General features: G+C 60.8%; 19 protein-coding genes. 11 read left to right on the top strand and 8 right to left on the bottom strand.

Annotated features, from left to right (window positions below; genetic code table 11):
• Positions 1 to 105 precede the first annotated feature (105 nt).
• From PSEUDOMOFG3G_RS26420 to PSEUDOMOFG3G_RS26405, 4 genes are all read left to right on the top strand, one after another.
• On the top strand, positions 106 to 555 hold the full coding sequence (locus tag PSEUDOMOFG3G_RS26420; RefSeq protein ID WP_139048911.1) for an EVE domain-containing protein: 450 nt from the start codon (positions 106 to 108) through the stop codon (positions 553 to 555).
• 81 nt (positions 556 to 636) lie between these two features.
• The gene (locus PSEUDOMOFG3G_RS26415) at positions 637 to 1602 is read left to right on the top strand and encodes an HlyD family secretion protein (RefSeq protein ID WP_107321378.1); all 966 of its coding nucleotides are present in this window, start codon (positions 637 to 639) and stop codon (positions 1600 to 1602) included.
• Complete coding sequence (gene rbbA / locus PSEUDOMOFG3G_RS26410) at positions 1599 to 4322, top strand: ribosome-associated ATPase/putative transporter RbbA (RefSeq protein WP_139048910.1); 2724 nt, start codon at positions 1599 to 1601, stop codon at positions 4320 to 4322. Before PSEUDOMOFG3G_RS26415 ends, rbbA begins: the two co-directional genes overlap by 4 nt.
• Positions 4322 to 5440 (top strand): ABC transporter permease, encoded by a 1119-nt coding sequence (locus PSEUDOMOFG3G_RS26405; RefSeq protein ID WP_047226089.1) that lies wholly within the window; start codon positions 4322 to 4324, stop codon positions 5438 to 5440. Before rbbA ends, PSEUDOMOFG3G_RS26405 begins: the two co-directional genes overlap by 1 nt.
• A 67-nt stretch (positions 5441 to 5507) precedes the next feature.
• Here PSEUDOMOFG3G_RS26405 and PSEUDOMOFG3G_RS26400 read toward each other — a convergent pair whose 3' ends face one another.
• Positions 5508 to 5915 carry a flagellar basal body-associated protein FliL gene (locus tag PSEUDOMOFG3G_RS26400; RefSeq protein WP_076386501.1) on the bottom strand — a complete coding sequence of 136 codons (408 nt, stop codon included), beginning with the start codon at positions 5913 to 5915 and terminating at the stop codon, positions 5508 to 5510.
• A gap of 150 nt (positions 5916 to 6065) precedes the next feature.
• Between PSEUDOMOFG3G_RS26400 and PSEUDOMOFG3G_RS26395 the strand changes: the two genes are divergently transcribed.
• The gene (locus tag PSEUDOMOFG3G_RS26395) at positions 6066 to 7043 is read left to right on the top strand and encodes an NADPH:quinone oxidoreductase family protein (protein ID WP_076383061.1); all 978 of its coding nucleotides are present in this window, start codon (positions 6066 to 6068) and stop codon (positions 7041 to 7043) included.
• A 695-nt stretch (positions 7044 to 7738) separates the two neighbouring features.
• On the top strand, positions 7739 to 9088 hold the full coding sequence (glpT, locus tag PSEUDOMOFG3G_RS26390; protein ID WP_139048909.1) for a glycerol-3-phosphate transporter: 1350 nt from the start codon (positions 7739 to 7741) through the stop codon (positions 9086 to 9088).
• Here the strand turns inward: glpT and PSEUDOMOFG3G_RS26385 are convergent.
• The 6 genes from PSEUDOMOFG3G_RS26385 to PSEUDOMOFG3G_RS26360 form a co-directional block, all read right to left on the bottom strand.
• The gene (locus tag PSEUDOMOFG3G_RS26385; protein WP_047226092.1) at positions 9064 to 9732 is read right to left on the bottom strand and encodes a gamma-glutamylcyclotransferase; all 669 of its coding nucleotides are present in this window, start codon (positions 9730 to 9732) and stop codon (positions 9064 to 9066) included. The two genes, glpT and PSEUDOMOFG3G_RS26385, sit on opposite strands and share 25 nt — an antisense overlap.
• A 345-nt stretch (positions 9733 to 10077) precedes the next feature.
• Positions 10078 to 11046, bottom strand: a complete 969-nt coding sequence (locus PSEUDOMOFG3G_RS26380) for a CDP-6-deoxy-delta-3,4-glucoseen reductase (protein WP_047226093.1) — start codon at positions 11044 to 11046, stop codon at positions 10078 to 10080.
• Entirely contained in the window at positions 11046 to 12512 is a 1467-nt protein-coding gene (gene ubiD, locus PSEUDOMOFG3G_RS26375; protein WP_139048908.1) for a 4-hydroxy-3-polyprenylbenzoate decarboxylase, read from the bottom strand. Before ubiD ends, PSEUDOMOFG3G_RS26380 begins: the two co-directional genes overlap by 1 nt.
• Before the next feature lie 122 nt (positions 12513 to 12634).
• Positions 12635 to 13894: a transcription termination factor Rho gene (rho, locus tag PSEUDOMOFG3G_RS26370; RefSeq protein WP_025216061.1), complete on the bottom strand. Its 1260-nt coding sequence runs from the start codon at positions 13892 to 13894 to the stop codon at positions 12635 to 12637.
• A 242-nt stretch (positions 13895 to 14136) separates the two neighbouring features.
• The gene (gene trxA / locus PSEUDOMOFG3G_RS26365) at positions 14137 to 14466 is read right to left on the bottom strand and encodes a thioredoxin TrxA (RefSeq protein WP_139048907.1); all 330 of its coding nucleotides are present in this window, start codon (positions 14464 to 14466) and stop codon (positions 14137 to 14139) included.
• 120 nt (positions 14467 to 14586) lie between these two features.
• A complete protein-coding gene (locus PSEUDOMOFG3G_RS26360; protein ID WP_047226096.1) occupies positions 14587 to 15294 on the bottom strand; it encodes a FadR/GntR family transcriptional regulator in 708 nt (235 codons plus the stop codon).
• Between the two features lie 253 nt (positions 15295 to 15547).
• Here PSEUDOMOFG3G_RS26360 and PSEUDOMOFG3G_RS26355 point away from each other — a divergent pair, with 253 nt between their 5' ends.
• From PSEUDOMOFG3G_RS26355 to ppx, 5 genes are all read left to right on the top strand, one after another.
• Entirely contained in the window at positions 15548 to 16333 is a 786-nt protein-coding gene (locus tag PSEUDOMOFG3G_RS26355; RefSeq protein ID WP_139048906.1) for a transporter substrate-binding domain-containing protein, read from the top strand.
• Between the two features lie 21 nt (positions 16334 to 16354).
• On the top strand, positions 16355 to 17023 hold the full coding sequence (locus PSEUDOMOFG3G_RS26350; protein ID WP_092452819.1) for an amino acid ABC transporter permease: 669 nt from the start codon (positions 16355 to 16357) through the stop codon (positions 17021 to 17023).
• The gene (locus PSEUDOMOFG3G_RS26345) at positions 17020 to 17670 is read left to right on the top strand and encodes an amino acid ABC transporter permease (RefSeq protein ID WP_076383065.1); all 651 of its coding nucleotides are present in this window, start codon (positions 17020 to 17022) and stop codon (positions 17668 to 17670) included. Before PSEUDOMOFG3G_RS26350 ends, PSEUDOMOFG3G_RS26345 begins: the two co-directional genes overlap by 4 nt.
• Entirely contained in the window at positions 17657 to 18394 is a 738-nt protein-coding gene (locus PSEUDOMOFG3G_RS26340) for an amino acid ABC transporter ATP-binding protein (RefSeq protein ID WP_076383066.1), read from the top strand. Before PSEUDOMOFG3G_RS26345 ends, PSEUDOMOFG3G_RS26340 begins: the two co-directional genes overlap by 14 nt.
• Before the next feature lie 177 nt (positions 18395 to 18571).
• Complete coding sequence (gene ppx / locus PSEUDOMOFG3G_RS26335) at positions 18572 to 20074, top strand: exopolyphosphatase (protein WP_139048905.1); 1503 nt, start codon at positions 18572 to 18574, stop codon at positions 20072 to 20074.
• A 144-nt stretch (positions 20075 to 20218) separates the two neighbouring features.
• Here the strand turns inward: ppx and ppk1 are convergent, their stop codons facing one another.
• Entirely contained in the window at positions 20219 to 22441 is a 2223-nt protein-coding gene (gene ppk1, locus PSEUDOMOFG3G_RS26330) for a polyphosphate kinase 1 (protein WP_139048904.1), read from the bottom strand.
• Positions 22442 to 22454 lie beyond the last annotated feature (13 nt).

Here is a 22454-nt window from a genome sequence, read left to right as displayed (position 1 = left end):
TTTGCGGCAACCTGCTGCAACACGCAAACTCTGGCGTCAACCGACTGTCGGTTTGTCATAAGATCGCTGAACTTTTTTTATCATTACCGCCCAGGAGTAGAAATCATGGCCTATTGGCTGATGAAATCCGAGCCCGACGAATTGTCCATCCAGGGTCTGGAAAAGCTCGGCCAGGCGCGATGGGACGGGGTGCGCAACTACCAGGCGCGCAACTTCCTGCGGGCCATGGCGGTGGGCGATGCGTTCTTTTTCTACCACTCCAGTTGCCCCGAGCCAGGCATTGCCGGGATCGGCCGAATCGTCCGCGCGGCCTACCCTGACCCAACGGCGCTGGAACCCGACAGCCATTACTTCGACCCCAAGGCCGGGCCGGATAAAAACCCCTGGACCGCGATCGACGTGACCCACGTCGAAACATTCCCCCGCGTGCTGAAGCTCGACTACCTCAAGCAACAGACCGCCCTGGCTGAAATGCCGCTGGTGCAGAAAGGCTCACGGCTGTCGGTGATGCCCGTCACGGCCGAACAATGGGCAGCGGTGATTGCGCTGCGCTGATCGCCGATGAGTTGATGGACATCAAGCGGGGTCGGTCGCTGATCCTGCAGACTTCGATGCTACAGCCGCAGGATGCCGGACATGTCGACGAACCATCGTACCTCTCGCTTTTTTGCCTTCGCCTTGATGGCTCTGTTGCTGGCCGCCGGTGGATTTGGCTATTGGAAGTCACGCCAGGATCGCCTGCCGGAAGGCTTGAGCATGGGCAATGGCCGCCTTGAGGCCACCGAAGTCCAGATCGCCAGCAAGACACCCGGGCGCCTGGCCGACGTTCAGGTCGACGAAGGCGACAACGTCATCAAGGGCCAAGTGCTGGCGCGCATGGACACCCGCACCCTGGAGGCCCAGCGCAACCAGGCCGAAGCCGAAGTCACCCGGGCCCGGCAGAACCTCGCCGCCACCGAAGCCAACGTGCAACTGCGCCAGAGCGAACAATTGCTCGCCCATCAAGAACTCAAGCGGACCCAGGAACTGTTCAAGCGCGGTTACGCCAGCGGCCAGATCCTCGACCAGCAACAAGCTCGCGTCGACACCGCCAACGCAGCGGTCAACGCCGCCCGGGCCCAGGTATCGGCGGCGAATGCGGCCATCGGCGCGACCCTGGCCCAGGTGGCCCAGCTCACCAGCGAAATAGATGACAGCACCTTGCGGGCCCCCCTCGACGGCGTGATCCAGTTGCGCCTGGCCGAGCCAGGTGAAGTGCTCGGCGCCGGCGGTCGAGTATTGCTGATGATCGATCCGAGCGACCAGTACATGAACCTCTACCTGCCGGCGTCGGTGGCCGGGAAACTGGCGGTGGGCGATGAAGCGCGACTGTTGCTCGACGCCCTGCCCGAGCGGCCGCTCCCGGCCAAAGTCAGCTTCGTCGCGGCCAAATCCCAGTTCACCCCCAAGGAAGTCGAAACCCGTGATGAGCGCCAGAAACTGGTGTTCCGCGTCAAAGTGCACCTGACCCGCCCCGGCGAAGTGCCCCAGGCAAAACCGGGTATGCCCGGGGCCGGTTACGTGCGCACGGCGCCCATTGACTGGCCGGCCAACTTGCAATGAGCGCCACCGCCGGCGAGGCATTGCACGCCTCGGGTCTCGAACATCGCTACGGCCAGCATGTGGCGCTGAGCGATATCGCCTTCAGCCTGCCCGCCGGCACTCGCTGCGGCCTGATCGGCCCCGACGGTGCCGGCAAATCGAGCCTGCTGGGGCTGATTGCCGGGGTGAAGAAGCTCCAGCATGGCCAACTGGATGTGCTCGGCGCCTCGATTGACGATCGACGCCATCGCAAGACTCTCTACCGACGCATTGCCTTCATGCCCCAAGGGTTGGGGGGCAACCTTTACCCGGACCTGTCGATAGGCGAGAACATTCGGTTCTTCGGCACATTGTTCGGGCTATCGCGAGCAGAATGCGAACAACGCATGGGGACCTTGCTGCTGGCCACCGATCTGCAGCGTTTTGCCGACCGTCCGGCAGGCAAACTGTCCGGCGGTATGAAACAAAAGCTCGGCCTGTGTTGTGCGCTGATCCATGAACCGGACCTGCTGATTCTCGACGAACCCACCACGGGCGTGGACCCGCTGTCCCGGCGACGCTTCTGGGAACTGATAGAAAGCGTGCGTCGGCAAAGACCGCAACTGACCCTGCTGGTCGCCACGGCATACATGGAAGAGGCCGAGCAATTCGAGCACTGCCTGATGCTCGACAACGGTCGCTTGATCGCCAAGGGCTTGAGTGCGGAGCTGGCCAAGGTCACCCAGGACGGCAAGCTCGATTCGGCCTTCACCCACTTCCAGGGCGGCAGCGGCCATGACGCCGAACCGCTGGTGATCCCCCCCAGGACCGCCAACACTACCGACATTGCCATCCAAGCCCACGATCTCACCTTGCGCTTCGGCGATTTCACCGCCGTCGATAACGTCAGCTTCGCGATTGGTCGCGGTGAAATCTTTGGCTTCCTGGGTTCCAACGGTTGCGGCAAGACCACCACCATGAAGGTGCTGACCGGACTGATCCCCGCCAGCGAAGGCAGTGCCCGGCTGCTGGGTAACCCGGTCAACGCCAAGGACCTCGCCACCCGCAAGCGGGTGGGTTTCATGTCCCAGAGCTTTTCGCTCTACGGCGAATTGAGCGTGCGCCAAAACCTGGAGCTGCACGCCAAGCTGTTCGATCTGCCCACTACAGACAGCCGCCAGCGCATCGATGAACTTATCCAGCGCTTCAATCTCCAGGAACTGGCAGACCAAACGTCCGGGGCGCTACCACTGGGCCTGCGGCAGCGCCTGTCCCTGGCGGTGGCGGTTTTGCATCGCCCGGAAGTACTGATCCTCGACGAGCCGACCTCAGGCGTCGATCCGGCCGCGCGGGATGATTTCTGGCGACTGTTGATCGAGTTGTCTCGCGAGCAAGGTGTGACGATTTTCCTTTCCACGCACTTCATGAACGAGGCCCAGCGCTGCGATCGCATTTCGCTGATGCATGCCGGCAAGGTCCTGGCCTGCGACACGCCAGCGGCCTTGCAAGCGCAGTTCAGCGGTCAGACGCTGGAAGCCGCGTTCGTCACCTGCCTGGAAAACGCCCAAGGCGAAACGCAGCAAGACGCAGCCCCCGTGACCCTCGAGAACGCCGGCGCGCCCCGGGACCGGCGCGGCCTGAGCCTCGGTCGCCTGTGGGCCGTCGCCAGCCGGGAGGGCAAGGAGTTGCTGCGCGACAAAGTGCGGATGGCATTCGCCCTGCTGGGGGCATTGTTCATGATGGTGGTCTTCGGCTTCGGTATTTCCCTCGACGTGGAAAAACTGGCCTTCGCCGTGTATGACCAGGATCAGAGCCCGCAAAGCCGTGCCTACCTGGAGGCGTTCCGCAGCTCACGCTACTTCGAAGAACGACCGATCATCCGCGATGCAAAGGAGCTACACCGACGCTTGCAGCGCTCGGAGATCAAGCTGGCCCTGGAAATCCCCCCCGGTTTCGGTCGAGACCTCTACGCCGGCCGCCAACCGACAGTGGGCGCCTGGTTGGATGGCGGCATACCGTTTCGGGCCGAGACCAGTCGCAACTACGTCCAGGCGGTGCACCAGGGCAACCTTGAGCAACTGGCTGAATCCAGCAGTCGCGCGCCCACCCGGCAACCCAGCGCGAAGCTGGAGACACGCTTTCGTTATAACCAGGACGTGGTCAGCGTCAACGCCATCGGCCCAGGGGTCATGGCGCTGATCCTCGCATTCATTCCGGCCATGTTGACGGCGCTGGGCATCGTGCGGGAAAAGGAACTGGGCTCGATCACCAACTTCTACGCTACGCCGCTGACCCGCCTGGAGTTCCTGCTGGGCAAGCAAGTGCCCTACCTGGCGGTAAGCCTGATCAACCTGGCCCTGCTGACCGCGATGAACCGCTGGCTGTTTGGCGTGCCATTCAAGGGCAGCGCCCTGACGCTGGCGTTGGGCGGCCTGCTCTATGTGCTGGCGACCACCAGCATGGGGCTGTTGATCTCGGCATTCACCCGCACCCAGATCGCCGCGATCCTCGGCACCATGATCATCACCAGCCTCCCGACCATCCAGTTCTCAGGGCTGATCGTGCCGCGCTCATCCCTGGACGGTGCAGCCTCGGTGATGGGCCAGCTGTTTCCCGCCGGGCACTTCCTCGACATCGCCGTCGGCACCTTCACCAAGGCCCTTGATCTGCGCCAGCTATGGCCACAATGCCTGGCGTTGTTCGGGTTTTTCCTGGGCTTCACCGGGCTCAGCCTGATCATGCTGAAGAAGCAGGAGGCCTGATGCATACGCTTTCACATATCTGGCGTCTTGGGCTCAAGGAACTGACCAGCCTGCGCTACGACTCCGTTCTGCTGCTGTTCCTGGGCTACGCCTTCACCGTGGCGATCTACATGCCGGCCGCCGGTTCGGTGATCGGCGTGCACAACGCCAGTGTCGCAATAGTGGACGAAGACCAGAGCCATCTCTCGCGCCAATTGGCCCTGGTCCTGCAACCGCCGGAGTTCCAGAGCCCGGTGGCACTGCCCTACGCCGAACTGGACAAGGTCATGGACAATGGCCGCTACACCTTCGTCATTAACGTGCCCGCCAATTTCCAGGCCGACCTGCTCGCAGGACGCGAACCGACGCTGCAACTCAACGTCGATGCCACGGCCATGAGCCAGGCGTTCATGGGAGCCGGCTACATCGGACGGATTTTCCAACAGGAACTGACGACCTATGCCGGCCAGGCACAAGCGAGCGAACAAACGCCCGTGAGATTGACCACTCGTTCGCTGTTCAATACCAATCTGGAAGGTGGCTGGTTCCTCGCAGTGATCCAGATCGTCAACAACATCACGATCCTGGCCATCATCCTGACGGGCACGGCGCTGTTGCGCGAGCGCGAGCACGGCACCCTCGATCACTTGCTGGTGCTGCCGCTCACGGCCTTGGAAATCATGCTGGCGAAAATCTGGAGCAACATGCTGGTGGTGGTGCTATGTACCTGGGCGTCGCTGGAAATCATCGTCAAGTTCGCACTGGGCGTTCCGCTCGCCGGCTCCATGCTGCTCTTCCTGCTGGTGACTGCGCTCTACCTGTTCGCCAGCACCGCCCTGGGTATTTTTCTCGCCACCCTTGCCCGTTCGACGCCCCAGTTCGGCTTACTGTCGATCCCGGTCATCATTCCGATGCTGCTGTTGTCGGGCGGCAGCACGCCGCTGGACAGCATGCCGCAATGGTTGCAATGGGTGATGCAAGGTTCGCCTTCGACCCATTTCGTCAGCCTCAGCGCGGCGATCCTGTTCCGTGATGCAGGCGTGAGCGTGGTATGGCCAGACCTGCTGGCACTGGCGGCGATCGGGCTGTTGTTCTTCGCAATCGCCCTGGGCCGGTTTCGCAAAAGCCTGGCGTCTTGACGAAAAAAAGCAGCCTTGGGTAGCGCCTGGGGATCCGGGCACTGCCAAAGGCTGCGATCTAGCGGGTTTATTGAATGATCAGGTTATTGAACAACAGGTCATCCACCATCGGCTTGCCGGTTTCGTCGTTCATGATCTGCTGGGTCTGCTTCAAGGCTTCCTGACGCAGTTTTTCCTTGGCTTCGATATTGTTCATGGCCTCGGTGGTCTGTTGGGCGAACAGCGCAACCAGCTGATTACGGATCAGCGGCTCGTTGGCCTTCACCGCTGCAGCGGCGGCATCCCCCGTGACACGCAGGGCCACATCGGCCTTGTACACCCTCAGCTTTGCCGAGCCGTCCAAGCCATAGTTGCCCACGAACGGCGGGCTGAGGGTGATGTAACTGACCTTCGGCGCCTCGCCTTCTTTGGCTTCCTCGGCCGTTGCCGTCACAGGCAACGACAGGGCCAGCATCAACATGATCCACGCTTTCACATTCGACTCCTCATACGGTTTGCGGCCCAGCATACCGACCCGCCGTTCAAGCACAAGCTTATGGCCGGCTATCAGGGCAGGGCATGCTCGTTGACCCATTGACTCTCACACCTACACTTATCGGCCATCACTCCCAAAGGAATAGCCCTGATGAAAGCCGTGCTGTGCAAAGAATTCGGTCCTGCCGAATCGCTGGTGCTGGAAGACGTCGCCAGCCCCGTCGCGAAGAAGAACGAAGTGCTGCTGGATGTGCATGCCGCCGGCGTGAACTTCCCTGACACGCTGATCATCGAGGGCAAATACCAATTCAAACCACCCTTCCCGTTTTCCCCCGGCGGCGAAGCAGCGGGCGTCATCAGCGCCGTGGGCGAAAAGGTCAGCCACCTGAAGGTCGGTGACCGGGTCATGGCGTTGACCGGCTGGGGCAGCTTTGCCGAACAGGTGGCCGTGCCAGGCTACAACGTGTTGCCCATCCCCTCGTCCATGGACTTCAACACCGCCGCCGCCTTCAGCATGACCTACGGCACGTCGATGCATGCCCTCAAGCAACGGGCCAACCTGCAACCCGGCGAAACCCTGCTGGTGCTCGGTGCATCGGGCGGCGTCGGCCTGGCGGCCGTGGAGATCGGCAAGGCCATGGGCGCCCGGGTGATTGCCGCCGCCAGCAGTGCAGAGAAGCTGGCCGTGGCCAAGGCTGCCGGTGCCGACGAACTGATCAACTACAGCGAAACCAGCCTCAAGGATGAAATCAAACGCCTCACCGACGGCCAAGGCGCCGATGTGATTTACGACCCGGTGGGCGGCGATCTGTTTGACCAGGCCATTCGCGCCATCGCCTGGAACGGCCGGCTATTGGTGGTCGGCTTTGCCAGCGGACGCATCCCCGAGCTTCCGGTAAACCTGGCCCTGCTCAAGGGCGCCGCCGTGGTCGGCGTGTTCTGGGGCTCCTTCGCCCAACGCCAACCCCAGGACAACGCCGCCAACTTCCAGCAATTGTTTAGCTGGTTCACCGAAGGCAAGCTCAAGCCACTGGTCTCGCAGGTGTATCCATTGAGCAACGCCGCCCAGGCGATCAATGACCTGGGCCAGCGCAAAGCCGTGGGGAAGGTGGTGGTGCAGGTGCGTTGATAGTCAATCAAGCGGTCCGCGTGCCAAAAGCGGCGGACCGCGTGACGATTGAATCTGGCGATCAAGGCAAAACGCCCGGCGCCCGGCATCTACTTGCCGAAAAACACATCGGACACGTAGCGGGGCGTGTAATGGAACGAGCGCAACTTCTGCACCCATGGTTGGCGCCATGCACGTTGATGTCCGAGCACTTCCAGGCCTCGGCCAATTTGTCTGCATCGATCGGCTCGCCCTCCGGATGGAATTCCAACGATTCCACGGCTTGCGTCTGCGCTGCCGGGGAGGCTGGCTCGGGATTGTTCTCGGGCACCCATAAAACCTGAGCGGCCCAACTCGCACTGCCCAAGCACAGCAGCATCACAGCACACCCCCTCATACCGTTCCTCACCTGAATGCCAGCTCCGGCAGAAACGTGAAGTGTAAAGAGCGAGGCTCATTAGTTGAATGGCGAGATTTCTGTGTTGGTTGAAGGACGTTTCCTACTTTCTTGTCCCGCAACGATGGAGTGCAGGAGTAAAGAGACCTTACAAGGCAATTCCTACAACGCCATCGGCGTATGTCTGAGCGACATGTTCATTTAAGAACATTCATTCAGGGAAATTCCCATTGTTTAAGTGATGAGAAGCGATGCTATTTTCGGTAACGAAACTGTAACATTCGCATCCGCAGTCATAACAAGAATCTGGAGCCCTTGAATGTTTGCTTTCTTTCGTCCTGCCGTACATCAGGCGCCCCTGCCTGAAGAAAAAATAGACAGCACCTACCGACGCCTTCGCTGGCAGATTTTCGCCGGCATCTTCATCGGCTACGCCGGTTATTACCTGCTGCGCAAAAACTTCTCCCTGGCCATGCCGTACCTGATCGACGAGGGCTACACCCGGGGTCAGTTGGGTCTGGCCATGTCGGCCATTGCCATCGCCTACGGGCTTTCGAAGTTCCTGATGGGCCTGGTGTCCGACCGTTCCAACCCGCGCTATTTCCTGCCATTCGGTTTGCTGGTCTCGGCGGGGGTGATGTTCATTTTCGGTTTCGCGCCTTGGGCAACATCCAGCGTAACCATGATGTTCATCCTGCTGTTCATCAATGGCTGGGCTCAGGGCATGGGTTGGCCACCCAGCGGCCGGACCATGGTGCACTGGTGGTCGCAGAAAGAACGCGGCGGTGTGGTGTCCGTCTGGAACGTGGCGCATAACGTCGGCGGTGGCTTGATTGGGCCGTTGTTCCTGCTGGGAATGGGCTGGTTCAATGACTGGCATGCGGCGTTTTATGTACCGGCGGCCGTGGCGCTACTGGTGGCGCTGTTTGCCTTCGCGACCATGCGCGACACCCCGCAATCGGTAGGCCTGCCGCCGATCGAAAAATACAAGAACGATTACCCGGAAGGCTACGACGCCAGTCACGAGAACGAGTTCAGCGCCAAGGAAATCTTCGTCAAGTACGTGCTGCGCAACAAAATGCTCTGGTACATCGCCATGGCAAACGTCTTTGTTTACCTGCTGCGCTACGGCGTGCTGGACTGGGCGCCCACCTACCTCAAGGAAGCCAAAGGCTTCACGGTGGATAAAACCTCCTGGGCGTACTTTTTGTATGAGTGGGCAGGCATCCCCGGCACGTTACTGTGCGGCTGGATGTCGGACAAAATCTTCCGCGGCAACCGTGGCCTGACGGGCATGGTGTTCATGGCGCTGGTGACCGTGGCGACACTGGTGTACTGGCTGAACCCGGCCGGCAACCCGACCGTGGACATGATCGCCCTGGTTTCGATTGGCTTTCTGATCTACGGCCCGGTGATGCTGATTGGTTTACAGGCGCTGGAGCTGGCGCCAAAGAAAGCCGCCGGCACCGCTGCCGGGTTCACAGGCCTGTTTGGCTACCTGGGCGGCTCGGTCGCGGCCAGTGCTGCCATGGGCTACACAGTGGACCACTTCGGCTGGGACGGTGGTTTTGTATTGCTGGTGGGCGCTTGCCTGCTGGCGATGGCATTCCTCGCGCCAACCTTGTGGCACAAGCAAATCGCCAGTCAGAGCCGCGAAGCGGTGGCCTGATCCAGGGCTGATTTGCAGCGTTTGAGCCGCGCCTCCAGATTCCGGTCTGGCATGGCGTGGCTGCGCAAGGCGTGGATGGTCTGCTCGACATAATCGCGCGTGGTGCCATAGCGCCCACAGGCGCTTTCGAACACCTGGCTCAGCACATGATCCGGCAAGTTGCCGGCATAGCTGGGCAGGTGTCGCTCCAGCACGAAACCCAAGGCCTGCACCCGGCTGCCATCTTCGAGACGGCAACTGAGCCAGTGCGGACGATAGGACGGGAACGGCATCTCGCGCTGCCACAAGGCAAACAGCGAATCCTCAAGATTGTCTTGTGGCAATCGATAGGCAAAACCGCTGCACGAACCGCCGCGATCCAGCCCAAACACCAGCCCCGGCAATTCAGGGGTGCCACGGTGTTCGTGAGACCACAAATACAAACCGCGATGATAACCGTGAACCCGGCCGCGCACCCGCTCCACCGCCGTGCATTCCGGCCGCCAGATCAACGAACCATAAGCGAACAACCACACTGGCCCGCCCTGGTGCAGACTCATGGTCGATTGCATCGACGTGCGCAGCTGCTCATGGGTCAGCTGCGGCCCCAGGTCGAGGCGTGGCGGGTATGGGGCGCTGGCAAAGGCGGATTCGATAGCGGTCATGGCCGGTAGCAGTTGGCTCCTCGCGGGTCGGAAGTTGGGTAGCGCCGTCATGACACTGACGCTGATCAGAATCAAGGCAAGTTGGATGCCATGAATGCCTGAAACTCAGGCATATACCTTAACGACATCTAGTGTGCGTACTAAATATCGAATCGATATATCGCCAGGTATATGGCCCTGTGGGAACAGGGCTTGCCCGCGATGAGAGCGATGCAGCCTTTCAGAGACCGAGGTGCCTGTTTCGCGAGCAAGCTTTGCTCCTACAAAGCTGAAATTCTTTCGCTACAAAAAAACAGACCTCAATCAAGCTTCAAGAGCCGCTCAAGAGCCGCTCAAGAGCGCGGCTCAAGAGCGCGGCGCATAGGCAAACACGTCGGCGCGCATTTGGTGGGCGTCCATTCCGGCCTCTACCAAGGCATCGAGCGTGGCATAGATCATGGCCGGCGAACCGCTGGCGTAGACATGCACATCCTTGAGATTGCTGATGTCCTCGCACACAGCTTCGTGAAGCATCCCGCAACGACCTGTCCAGCCGCACAGGTCGCTGACGACTTTGTGCAGATACAGGTTCGGCAGTTTTTTCCACTCATCCCAATGCTCGATTTCATAGAAATCTTCCGGACGCCGCACACCCCAATACAGATGCACCGGGTGTTTGAAACCCGCTGCGCGGCAATGTTCGATCAGGCTGTGCATCTGCGCCATGCCGGTACCGGCGGCAATCAACACCAGTGGGCCCTCCGGCAACTCGGACAAATGGGTGTCGCCAAAGGGCATTTCGATGCGCACATTGGGGTTACGCTGAAGTTGCTCCAACAATGTCTGCGCACTGTTTTCGCGCACTAATACGTGCAATTGCAGCTCGCGCCCCGAATGCGGCGCCGAGGCCAGGGAAAACGCCGATTTCTCGCCATTTTCCCGCTCGATCATCAGGTACTGCCCCGCGTGATAGCGCGGCGGCTTGCCCGCCGGCGCGCGCAGGCGTACTCGCCAGACATCACCGCCCACGTCGGCGCATTCAGTGACCTGGCACGCCAGGCTGCGCACCGGCAACTCGCCCGGTGACAGCACGCCATCCCAGAGCACCACACAGTCCTCCAGGGGCTCGGCAATGCAGGTGAAAATCTCACCGTGATCGCGCACTTCACCCGCCTGCTTCACGCGGCCTTCCACTAACAGCGCACCACAGACATGGCAGTTGCCATTGCGGCAGCTTTGCGGGCACTCGTAGCCCAGGCGTCGCGCGCCATCGAGAATCCGCTCGGCGGGCCGGATATCCAACACCGCCCCGGAAGGCTGCAAGGTTACACGCATCAATCTATTCCTAACTGATTCCAGATGGCATCGATCCGTTGGGTAACGGCTTCATCCTTGACGATCACCCGGCCCCACTCACGGGTGGTTTCACCGGGCCATTTGTGCGTGGCATCGAGTCCCATCTTCGACCCCAGGCCGGACACCGGCGAGGCAAAGTCGAGGTAATCGATCGGCGTATTCTCGATCATCACCGTGTCACGCTTGGGGTCCATGCGCGTGGTGATAGCCCAGATCACGTCGTTCCAGTCTCGTGCGTTGATATCGTCGTCAGTGACAATAACGAACTTGGTGTACATGAACTGTCGCAAAAACGACCAGACCCCCAGCATGACTCGCTTGGCATGCCCCGGGTACGACTTCTTCATGGTCACCACGGCCATGCGGTAAGAGCAGCCTTCCGGCGGCAGGTAGAAGTCGGTGATCTCGGGAAATTGCTTCTGCAGGATCGGCACGAACACTTCGTTCAGAGCCACCCCGAGAATGGCCGGCTCATCAGGCGGACGGCCAGTGTAGGTACTGTGGTAAATCGGCTTGATCCGATGCGTAATGCGCTCGACGGTGAACACCGGAAAGCTGTCGACTTCATTGTAGTAGCCGGTGTGGTCGCCGTACGGACCTTCATCGGCCATTTCGCCGGGATGGATCACGCCTTCAAGAATAATCTCGGCAGTGGCCGGCACTTGCAGGTCGTTGCCGCGGCATTTCACCAGTTCGGTGCGGTTGCCACGCAACAGCCCGGCGAAAGCATATTCGGAGAGGCTGTCAGGCACTGGCGTGACAGCGCCGAGAATGGTCGCCGGGTCCGCGCCGAGGGCCACAGACACCGGAAACGGTTGCCCAGGATGTTTTTCACACCATTCCCGGTAATCCAGTGCACCGCCACGGTGGCTCAGCCAGCGCATGATGACCTTGTTCCGGCCAATGACCTGCTGACGGTAGATACCGAGGTTCTGACGGTCCTTGTTCGGACCTTTGGTGACGGTCAGGCCCCAGGTAATCAGCGGCCCCACGTCGCCCGGCCAGCAGGTCTGCACCGGCAACATTGCCAGGTCGACATCGTCGCCTTCGATCAGCACTTCCTGGCAGATGGCGTCCTTGACGACTTTCGGCGCCATGGAAATGATCTTGCGGAAAATCGGCAGCTTGGACCACGCATCCTTCAGGCCTTTGGGCGGCTCAGGCTCCTTGAGAAACGCCAGCAGCTTGCCGATCTCGCGCAATTCGCTAACGGCTTCGGCGCCCATGCCCAAGGCCACGCGCTCCGGCGTGCCGAACAGGTTGCCCAGCACCGGGATGTCATAACCGGTCGGGTTTTCAAACAACAGCGCCGGGCCTTTGGCTCGCAGCGTACGGTCGCAGACCTCGGTCATTTCCAGTACGGGGGACACCGGCACCTGGATGCGCTTGAGTTCGCCGCGCTGTTCCAGACCGCTGATAAAGTCGCGCAAGTCGCGATACTGCATGCAAAAGCCTCATGGTAGCCGTGGCGTTCGGGGGCCCGAGTTTAACGCCGCCCGTTCAAAATAGTGAATGCACGGATAGCAAAAAGCCGGGTTTCCCCGGCTTTGCTGCCCTGCCTGATCGATTACTTGCGTTTCATCGACAGGAAGAACTCATCGTTGGTCTTGGTCTGCTTCAACTTGTCGACCAAAAACTCGATGGCAGCGACTTCATCCATAGGATGCAGGAGCTTGCGCAGGATCCACATACGCTGCAGCTCGTCGTCGGCGGTCAGCAACTCTTCGCGGCGGGTGCCGGAACGGTTGATGTTGATGGCCGGGAAGACGCGCTTTTCAGCGATCTTGCGATCCAGAGGCAGTTCCATGTTACCGGTGCCTTTGAATTCCTCGTAAATCACTTCGTCCATCTTCGAGCCGGTTTCAACCAGCGCGGTGGCGATGATGGTCAGCGAGCCGCCTTCTTCGATGTTGCGCGCGGCGCCGAAGAAACGTTTCGGTTTCTCCAGGGCGTGGGCATCGACACCACCGGTCAGCACCTTGCCGGAGCTCGGGATCACGGTGTTGTAGGCACGGGCCAGACGGGTGATGGAATCCAACAGGATCACCACGTCTTTCTTGTGTTCGACCAGGCGCTTGGCCTTCTCGATCACCATTTCGGCAACCTGCACGTGGCGGGTCGGCGGCTCGTCGAACGTCGAGGCAACCACTTCGCCGCGCACGGTGCGCTGCATCTCGGTCACTTCTTCCGGACGCTCGTCGATCAGCAGCACGATCAGATGAACTTCAGGGTTGTTACGAGCGATATTGGCCGCGATGTTCTGCAGCATGATCGTCTTGCCCGCTTTCGGCGGCGCCACGATCAGACCGCGCTGGCCCTTGCCGATAGGTGCGCACAGGTCGATGACCCGGCCGGTGAGGTCTTCGGTGGAACCGTTACCGGCTTCCATCTTCATGCGCACGGTCGGGAACAGCGGGGTCAGATTCTCGAAGAGAATCTTGTTCTTCGCGTTTTCCGGACGATCGAAGTTGATCGTGTCGACCTTGAGCAGCGCGAAGTAACGCTCGCCTTCCTTCGGAGGGCGGATCTTGCCAACGATGGTGTCACCGGTGCGCAAGTTGAAACGACGGATCTGGCTCGGCGAGACGTAGATATCGTCTGGGCCGGCAAGATAGGAAGCGTCTGCGGAGCGGAGAAAGCCGAAGCCGTCCTGGAGAATCTCCAGCACGCCATCACCGGAGATTTCCTCGCCGCTTTTCGCGTGCTTTTTGAGCAGGGAGAAAATCACGTCCTGCTTGCGCGAACGGGCCATATTTTCTATGCCCATCTGTTCGGCCAATTCGAGCAGTTCGGTAATCGGCTTTTGCTTGAGTTCAGTCAGATTCATATAGGAATGACGTAATCATTTATGGAGGGGGGAAATTAAGCTTTTGGCTTAATGAGGCCGCGCCGCGGAGAAGGCGACAGGATCGCGTACTTATTCGAAAGGAGTGCGTCGGCGACGGCTTGCAGGGGGCAAAGGAGAAACCAGTGCGGGGCCGAATGTAACACCTGGGTTTGCGAGCGTCTAGCCCCGAGTAACGAAAAAAGCCCCGCGATTAGCGGGGCTTTTTCAACAGCATTCGGCGCTTAGATGTTGGCGTCGATGAAAGCAGCCAGTTGCGACTTCGACAGTGCGCCAACCTTGGTGGCTTCGACATTACCGTTCTTGAACAGCATCAGCGTCGGGATACCACGCACGCCATACTTGGGCGGGGTTTCCTGATTCTCGTCGATATTGAGCTTGGCAATGGTCAGCTTGCCAGCGTAGGCGCCAGCGATTTCGTCCAGGACCGGGGCGATCATTTTGCATGGACCGCACCACTCAGCCCAATAGTCGACCAGTACCGCGCCTTCGGCCTTGAGTACGTCAGCCTCGAAGCTAGCGTCGCTAACATGTTTGATCAGATCGCTGCTCATGGAATCTCCGGGATTGTCAGCAAAAAAACGTGGCCCATCATAGCTGCCCTTACCGGGTTCAGGAAGCCGCAGTTGATTGAGTCTCGCTATGGTGTCCGATGTATTTGGGTATGACGCCCGTCATGGGGCAGCCGGGGCCACGAAGGAAATTCCGGTGCGCAGTGCGGCGTTACGTACGTGTTCCTGCATGGCTTTTTGCGCGCCACCCGAAGCGCGACGGGCCAGGGCCCGAAGGATCTTGCGATGCTCCTGCCAGGTCTCCATCGCCCGCTCCGCCCTGATGAACGGCAGTTTCTGGCTCTCCAGGAAGATGTCGGCGCTGGCGGTGAGAATACTCAGCATCGCCTGGTTGCCGCTGGCCTGCAGGATGCGCCGATGGAACTCGAAATCCAGCCGCGCCGCTGCGTCGAAATCCCCTGCCTTGAGCTCCCGACGCATGGCCTCGACGTTGTCCTCCAATGTGTCGAGTTCATCGGCGCTCAACGTCACCGCCGCCAACCCGGCCGCGAACCCCTCCAGGGCATAACGCAACTGGAAGATATCCACCGGCGAAGCCTGGGCCGCGAACGGCCAGCCCGGGGCCAGTTCGCTGCGCGAAACCTCCACCGACGACTGCACGAACACACCCTTGCCCGGCTGTACGCTGATGACGCCCAGCGCACTCAACGATGAAAGCGCTTCACGCAGCGAGGCGCGACTCACCCCCAGTTGCAACGCCAGGTCCCGTTGCGACGGCAGCGCATCCCCGGGAGCGAAGCCTTCATCGACGATCAGTTTACGGATGGCTTGCAGCGCCACTTCGGGCACTGCGCGAGAGATGGAATTCATGGTTTTTCAGACGAACCGGGCCAGTGAGCGACCAGTTGTAAAGCTAAACGCCGCGCCCGGCAAGTCGTGCTCCACTTGGGTTCGGCGGCAAATACCAACGCTCGATAACGGTGCGAAACGCGGCGCAACTGTTCAGACCAGTAAGACCTCATCCCACCAGTAAAACCGTGGCTTTGGCAGATTAAAAACCAGCTTGGCATGGCCTGTGCTCTGTCCGAACGCAGAAATCACATCACCGATGCGGAGATTCGCCATGATCAAGCGTTACAGCGCCCTGCTTACCGCCCTGTTCGCCAGCCTGATGCTCACTCATCTGCCCGCTCAAGCGGACGGCCTGGAAGACGTGGTCAAGCGTGGCACCCTCAAAGTCGCAGTCCCCCAGGACTTCCCGCCGTTCGGCTCGGTTGGCCCGGACATGAAGCCGCGCGGCCTGGACATCGACACCGCGAAACTGCTGGCCGATCAGCTCAAGGTCAAGCTTGAACTGACCCCCGTCAACAGCACCAACCGCATTCCGTTCCTGACCACCGGCAAGGTTGACCTGGTGATCTCCAGCCTGGGCAAGAACCCCGAGCGTGAAAAAGTCATCGACTTCTCCAGCGCCTACGCGCCGTTCTACCTCGCGGTATTCGGCCCGCCCGAGGCCGCCATCAATGGCCTGGACGATCTCAAGGGCAAGACCATCAGCGTCACCCGCGGCGCCATCGAAGACATCGAGCTGACCAAGGTCGCTCCCCAAGGCGCCACGATCAAACGCTTTGAAGACAACAACTCGACCATCGCCGCCTACCTGGCCGGTCAGGTGGACCTGATCGCCAGCGGCAACGTGGTGATGGTCGCGATCAGCGAACGCAACCCCAAGCGCGTCCCGGCGCTGAAAGTAAAACTCAAGGATTCGCCAGTGTATGTGGGCGTGAACAAGAACGAGCCGGCGCTGCTGGACAAGGTCAACCAGATCCTGGCCACTGCCAAGACCGATGGCAGCCTGGAGAAAAACTCCCAGACCTGGCTCAAGCAGCCGCTGCCGGCCGATCTCTGACCGTCGCCTGAGAGGTTGAGCATGGCTTATCAGTTCGATTTTATGCCGGTGGTGCAGAACACCGAGCTGCTGTTGCGCGGTGCCTTGTTCACCTTGGAGTTGACGGCCATCGGCGCGCTGCTCGGGGTTGGCCTGGGCATCGTCGGTGCCGTGGTGCGGGCGTGGCATATTCGTCCGTTCGCGGCGATCTTCGGCGTGTACGTGGAGCTGATCCGCAACACGCCATTCCTGGTGCAGCTGTTTTTCATTTTCTTCGGCCTGCCGTCCCTGGGCTTGCAGATATCCGAATGGCAGGCAGCGGTACTGGCGATGGTGATCAACCTCGGCGCCTACTCCACCGAGATCATCCGCGCCGGCATCCAGGCCATTCCGCGTGGGCAGCTGGAAGCCGCCGCGGCCCTGGCGATGAGCCGTTTCGAAGCCTTTCGTCATGTGGTGCTGCTGCCGGCGCTGGGCAAGGTCTGGCCGGCCCTGAGCAGCCAGATCATCATCGTGATGCTCGGCTCGGCGGTCTGCTCGCAGATCGCCACCGAAGAGCTGAGCTTTGCCGCCAACTTCATTCAGTCCCGTAATTTCCGCGCGTTCGAAACCTATGCACTGACCACGCTGATCTACTTGTGCATGGCGCTGTTGATCCGCCAGTTCCTGAACTGGGTGGGGCGCCGCTACATTGCCAGGAGCAGCCAATGAGCGATTTCACTTTCTGGGACGTGGTGCGCAACCTGCTCACGGGCCTGCAATGGACCCTGGCATTGTCGCTGGTGGCGTTTATCGGGGGCGGCGTGATCGGCTTGCTGGTGATGGTGCTGCGCATTTCCAAAAGCGCCCTGCCTCGTAATATTGCTCGCACCTACATCGAGCTGTTCCAGGGCACACCGCTGTTGATGCAGCTGTTCCTGGTGTTCTTCGGCGTCGCCCTGGCCGGGGTGGAAATCTCGCCGTGGATGGCAGCGGCAATTGCCTTGACGCTGTTTACCAGTGCCTATCTGGCGGAGATCTGGCGTGGCTGCGTCGACGCGATATCCAACGGCCAGTGGGAAGCCTCGGCGAGCCTGGCCCTCAACCCGCTGGAGCAGTTGCGCTACGTGATCCTGCCCCAGGCCTTGCGCATCGCCGTGGCGCCGACCGTGGGGTTTTCGGTGCAAGTGGTCAAGGGCACGGCAGTGACCTCGATCATTGGCTTTACCGAACTGACCAAGACCGGCGGCATGCTCGCCAACGCCACGTTCGAGCCGTTCATGGTGTACGGCCTGGTGGCCCTCGGTTACTTCCTGCTTTGCTACCCCTTGTCCCTCAGTGCGCGCTACCTGGAAAGGAGACTGCATGCCTCTGCTTAGAATTTCCGCCCTGCATAAATACTACGGCGATCACCACGTGCTTAAAGGCATCGACCTGAGCGTCGAGGAAGGCCAGGTCGTGGCAATCATCGGTCGCAGCGGTTCGGGCAAATCCACCCTCTTGCGCACCCTCAATGGTTTGGAGTCGATCAACGACGGCGTGATTGAAGTCGACGGCGAATACCTCGACGCCAGCCGCGCCGATCTGCGCAGCCTGCGACAGAAAGTCGGGATGGTGTTCCAGCAATTCAACCTGTTCCCGCACCTGACCGTCGGTGAGAACGTGATGCTCGCGCCGCAGGTTGTTCAAAAAGTACCCAAGGCCAAAGCGGCTGAATTGGCACGCCAGATGCTGGAGCGAGTCGGACTCGGGGAGAAATTCGACGCCTTTCCGGACCGCCTGTCCGGCGGCCAGCAACAGAGGGTCGCCATCGCCCGCGCCCTGGCGATGTCGCCAAAAGTACTGCTGTGCGACGAAATCACCTCCGCCCTGGACCCGGAACTGGTCAATGAAGTGCTCGGCGTGGTGCGACAGCTGGCCAAGGACGGCATGACCCTGATCATGGTCACCCACGAGATGCGCTTCGCCCGTGAAGTAGGGGACAAGCTGGTGTTCATGCACCAGGGCAAGGTGCATGAGACGGGGGACCCCAAGGTGCTGTTCGCCGATCCGCAGACGGTGGAACTGGCGAATTTTATCGGGACGGTCGAGTCGGCGACCTGAGGTTCTGCTGCGCCGTTTCTGGCCTCATCGCGAGCAGGCTCGCACCCACTTCGATCGCGACTCGGTCACTTGTGGGAGCGAGCCTGCTCGCGATTGACGCGAAGCGGTCGCCTTTGCGTTGGCGTAAGCGGTTGATCGTGGCAGGATGGCAAGGTTATCGACCGAGACTTTTTGACCATGCCGCCATCCCAAGCCAAGAATCTGTCCCTGATCGCAGCCATAGACCTGGGCTCCAACAGCTTCCACATGGTCGTCGCCAAGGCCCAGAACGGGGAAATCCGAATTCTTGAGCGGCTCGGCGAGAAGGTCCAACTGGCCGCCGGCATCGACGAAGAGCGCCAGCTGAGCGAGGAATCCATCCAGCGCGGGCTCGATTGCCTCAAGCGGTTCGCCCAACTGATCAACGGCATGCCCCTGGGCGCGGTACGGATCGTGGGCACCAACGCATTGCGCGAGGCGCGCAACCGCGGCGAATTCATCCACCGCGCCGAAGAGATCCTCGGCCATCCGGTGGAAGTCATTTCCGGGCGTGAAGAAGCCCGTCTGATTTACCTCGGTGTCTCCCATACGCTGGCAGACACACCGGGCAAACGCCTAGTGGCGGACATCGGTGGCGGCAGTACCGAATTCATCATTGGCCAGCGCTTCGAGCCGCTGCTGCGCGAAAGCCTGCAAATGGGTTGCGTCAGCTACACCCAGCGTTATTTCCGCGACGGCAAGATCACCCCGGCGCGCTACGCCCAGGCCTATACGGCGGCTCGCCTGGAAATCATGAGCATCGAACATGCCCTGCACCGCCTGACCTGGGATGAAGCCATTGGCTCCTCGGGCACCATTCGCGCCATTGGCCTGGCCCTCAAGGCCGGCGGCCATGGCACTGGCGAGGTCAACGCTGAAGGCCTGGCCTGGCTCAAGCGCAGGCTGTTCAAGCTCGGCGACTCGGACAAGATCGATTTCGAAGGCATCAAGCCTGACCGCCGGGCGATTTTCCCGGCGGGCCTGGCGATCCTCGAAGCGATTTTCGACGCCCTCGAACTGCAACGCATGGACCACTGCGAGGGTGCCCTGCGCGAAGGCGTGCTCTATGACCTACTCGGGCGCCATCACCATGAAGACGTCCGTGAGCGCACCCTGGGCTCGCTCATGGAGCGTTACCACGTCGATCAGGAACAGGCCGCACGGGTCGAACGCAAAGCGCTGCACGCCTTCGACCAGGTGGCCGACGACTGGGATCTGAACGACGGGGTCTGGCGCGAATTGCTGGGCTGGGCCGCCAAGGTGCATGAGGTGGGCCTGGACATCGCCCACTATCACTACCACAAACACGGCGCCTACCTGATCGAGCATTCGGACCTGGCAGGCTTCTCCCGCGAAGACCAGCAGATGCTCGCGCTATTGGTACGTGGCCACCGGCGCAATATTCCCAGGGATAAATTCGCCGAGTTCGGCAATGACGGTATCAAACTGATTCGTCTGTGCGTGCTGCTGCGCTTTGCGATCCTGTTCCACCACATCCGCGGTACCCAGCAGATGCCTCAGGTGGTCCTGCGCGCCGACGGAGCTCAACTGGATGTGCTGTTTCCCGAGGGCTGGCTGGAGGAGAACCAACTGACCCAGGCCGACTTCGCCCAGGAAGCTGAATGGCTTACCCGAGTCGGGATCGTGCTGAACATCCACTGATTGCTCACTGGAGTGAGCTGCAATCCCTGTGGCGAGGGAGCTTGCTCCCGCTGGAGGGCGAAGCCCTCCCAAGAATTCAGGGCCGCTTTGCAGCCCAGCGGGAGCAAGCTCCCTCGCCACAAAAGCTAAGCCTGCCTCTACCTCTTAACGAACCGTCAGCAATGGGCTGCCCAAGCGCTCCAGCAATGTCGCCTGGGCGCTGCGGGCATTCTGGTTGCCGGTCGGCGTGTTGCGGATATAGCGACCGTCCGATTGCAGGCTCCAGCTGTGGGTGTTGTCGGTGAGGTAGCTTTCCAGCTCCTTCTTGACCCGCAGGATCAGCTTCTTGCCTTCCACCGGGAAGCAGGTCTCGACGCGCTTGTCGAGGTTGCGCTCCATCCAGTCGGCGCTGGACAGGAACATCTGCTCCTCCCCACCGTTGAGGAAGTAGAACACCCGGGTATGTTCCAGGAAGCGGCCGATGATCGAGCGTACATGGATGTTGTGGGAAACCCCCGGGATACCCGGCCGCAGGCAGCACATGCCGCGCACCACCAGGTCGATGCGCACGCCCGACTGGCTGGCCTTGTACAACGCGCGGATGATCTTCGGATCGGTCAGCGAGTTGAATTTGGCGATGATGTGCGCCGGCTTGCCGTCCAGGGCGAACTGCGTCTCCCGGGCAATCATGTCGAGCATGCCCTTTTTCAAGGTGAACGGCGCGTGCAGCAGTTTTTTCATGCGCAGGGTCTTGCCCATGCCGATCAACTGACTGAACAGCTTGCCGACGTCTTCGCACAAGGCATCGTCGGAGGTCAGCAGACTGTAGTCGGTGTACAGACGGGCGTTGGCGGCGTGATAGTTGCCGGTGCCCAGGTGGGCGTAACGCACGATCTCGCCGGCCTCGCGCCGCAGGATCAGCATCATCTTGGCGTGGGTCTTGAAGCCGACCACACCATAAATCACCACCGCACCGGCCGCTTGCAGACGACTGGCCAGTTGCAGGTTGGACTCTTCATCGAAGCGCGCCCGCAACTCGATCACCGCCGTGACCTCTTTGCCGTTACGCGCCGCGTCCACTAGGGCGTCGACGATTTCCGAGTTGGCGCCGCTGCGATACAGGGTCTGGCGCACCGCCAATACGTGGGGATCCTTGGCCGCCTGGCGCAGCAGGTCGACCACGGGCGTAAACGACTCGAACGGATGCAGCAGCAGGATGTCCTGCTTGCTGATCACGCTGAAGATGTTCTCGCTGTTTTGCAGCAACTTCGGGATCTGCGGCGTGAACGGCAAATATTGCAGTTCCGGATGGCTGTCCAGACCGGTGATGCTGAACAGTCGGGTCAGGTTGACCGGACCGTTGACCTGATACAGCTCGGTCTCATGCAGGTTGAACTGCTTGAGCAGGTAGTCGGACAGGTGTTTGGGGCAAGTGTCGGCCACTTCCAGGCGCACCGCATCACCGTAGCGGCGCGAGAACAGCTCGCCGCGCAGGGCGCGGGCCAGGTCTTCGACGTCTTCGGTGTCTACCGACAGGTCGGCGTTACGGGTCAGGCGGAACTGGTAGCAACCCTTCACCTTCATGCCCTGGAACAGGTCATCGGCGTGAGCGTGGATCATCGACGACAGGAACACATAATTGTCACCGGGCCCGCCAACGTCTTCCGGCACGCGGATGATGCGCGGCAACAAGCGTGGCGCGGGGATGATCGCCAGGCCGGAATCGCGACCGAAGGCGTCGATGCCTTCGAGCTCGACGATGAAGTTCAGGCTCTTGTTGACCAGCAGCGGGAACGGGTGCGTCGGGTCGAGGCCGATCGGGGTGATGATCGGGGCGATCTCGTCGCGGAAATAGCGGCGCACCCAAGTCTTGAGCTTGGTGTTCCAGTTGCGCCGACGAATGAAGCGAACCTGATGCTTTTCCAGTTCGGGCAACAGAATGTCATTGAGAATCGCGTACTGGCGGTCAACGTGGCCGTGGACCAGCTCGCTGATGCGGGCCAGAGCCTGGTGCGGCTGCAGGCCGTCGGCACCGGCCTGTTCACGGGCGAAGGTGATCTGCTTTTTCAGGCCGGCGACGCGAATCTCGAAGAACTCGTCCAGGTTGCTGGAAAAGATCAGCAGGAACTTGAGCCGTTCCAGCAGCGGGTAGGACTCGTCCAGCGCCTGCTCCAGCACGCGGATGTTGAACTGCAGTTGCGACAGCTCGCGATGGATGTACAGGCTGCTGTCATCCAGGTTGGGAATGATAATCGCAGGGGCCACGGGGGCCTCGGGCACCACCGGCGGCGTAGGCACGGCCTCATGCTCCGGCGGTGTTTCGGCGACCTGCTCGACCACGGGCTGAGCGTCTTTTACGGCAACTTCAGAGAGTCCTTCGGTATTCATCACAAGTTCCTGG

Source organism: Pseudomonas sp. FG-3G (assembly GCF_901007645.1).
GTDB classification, from domain to species: domain Bacteria; phylum Pseudomonadota; class Gammaproteobacteria; order Pseudomonadales; family Pseudomonadaceae; genus Aquipseudomonas; species Aquipseudomonas rhizophila.
Note: the sequence above shows the minus strand (reverse complement) of the source record. Positions and strands in the feature narration are given on the sequence as shown.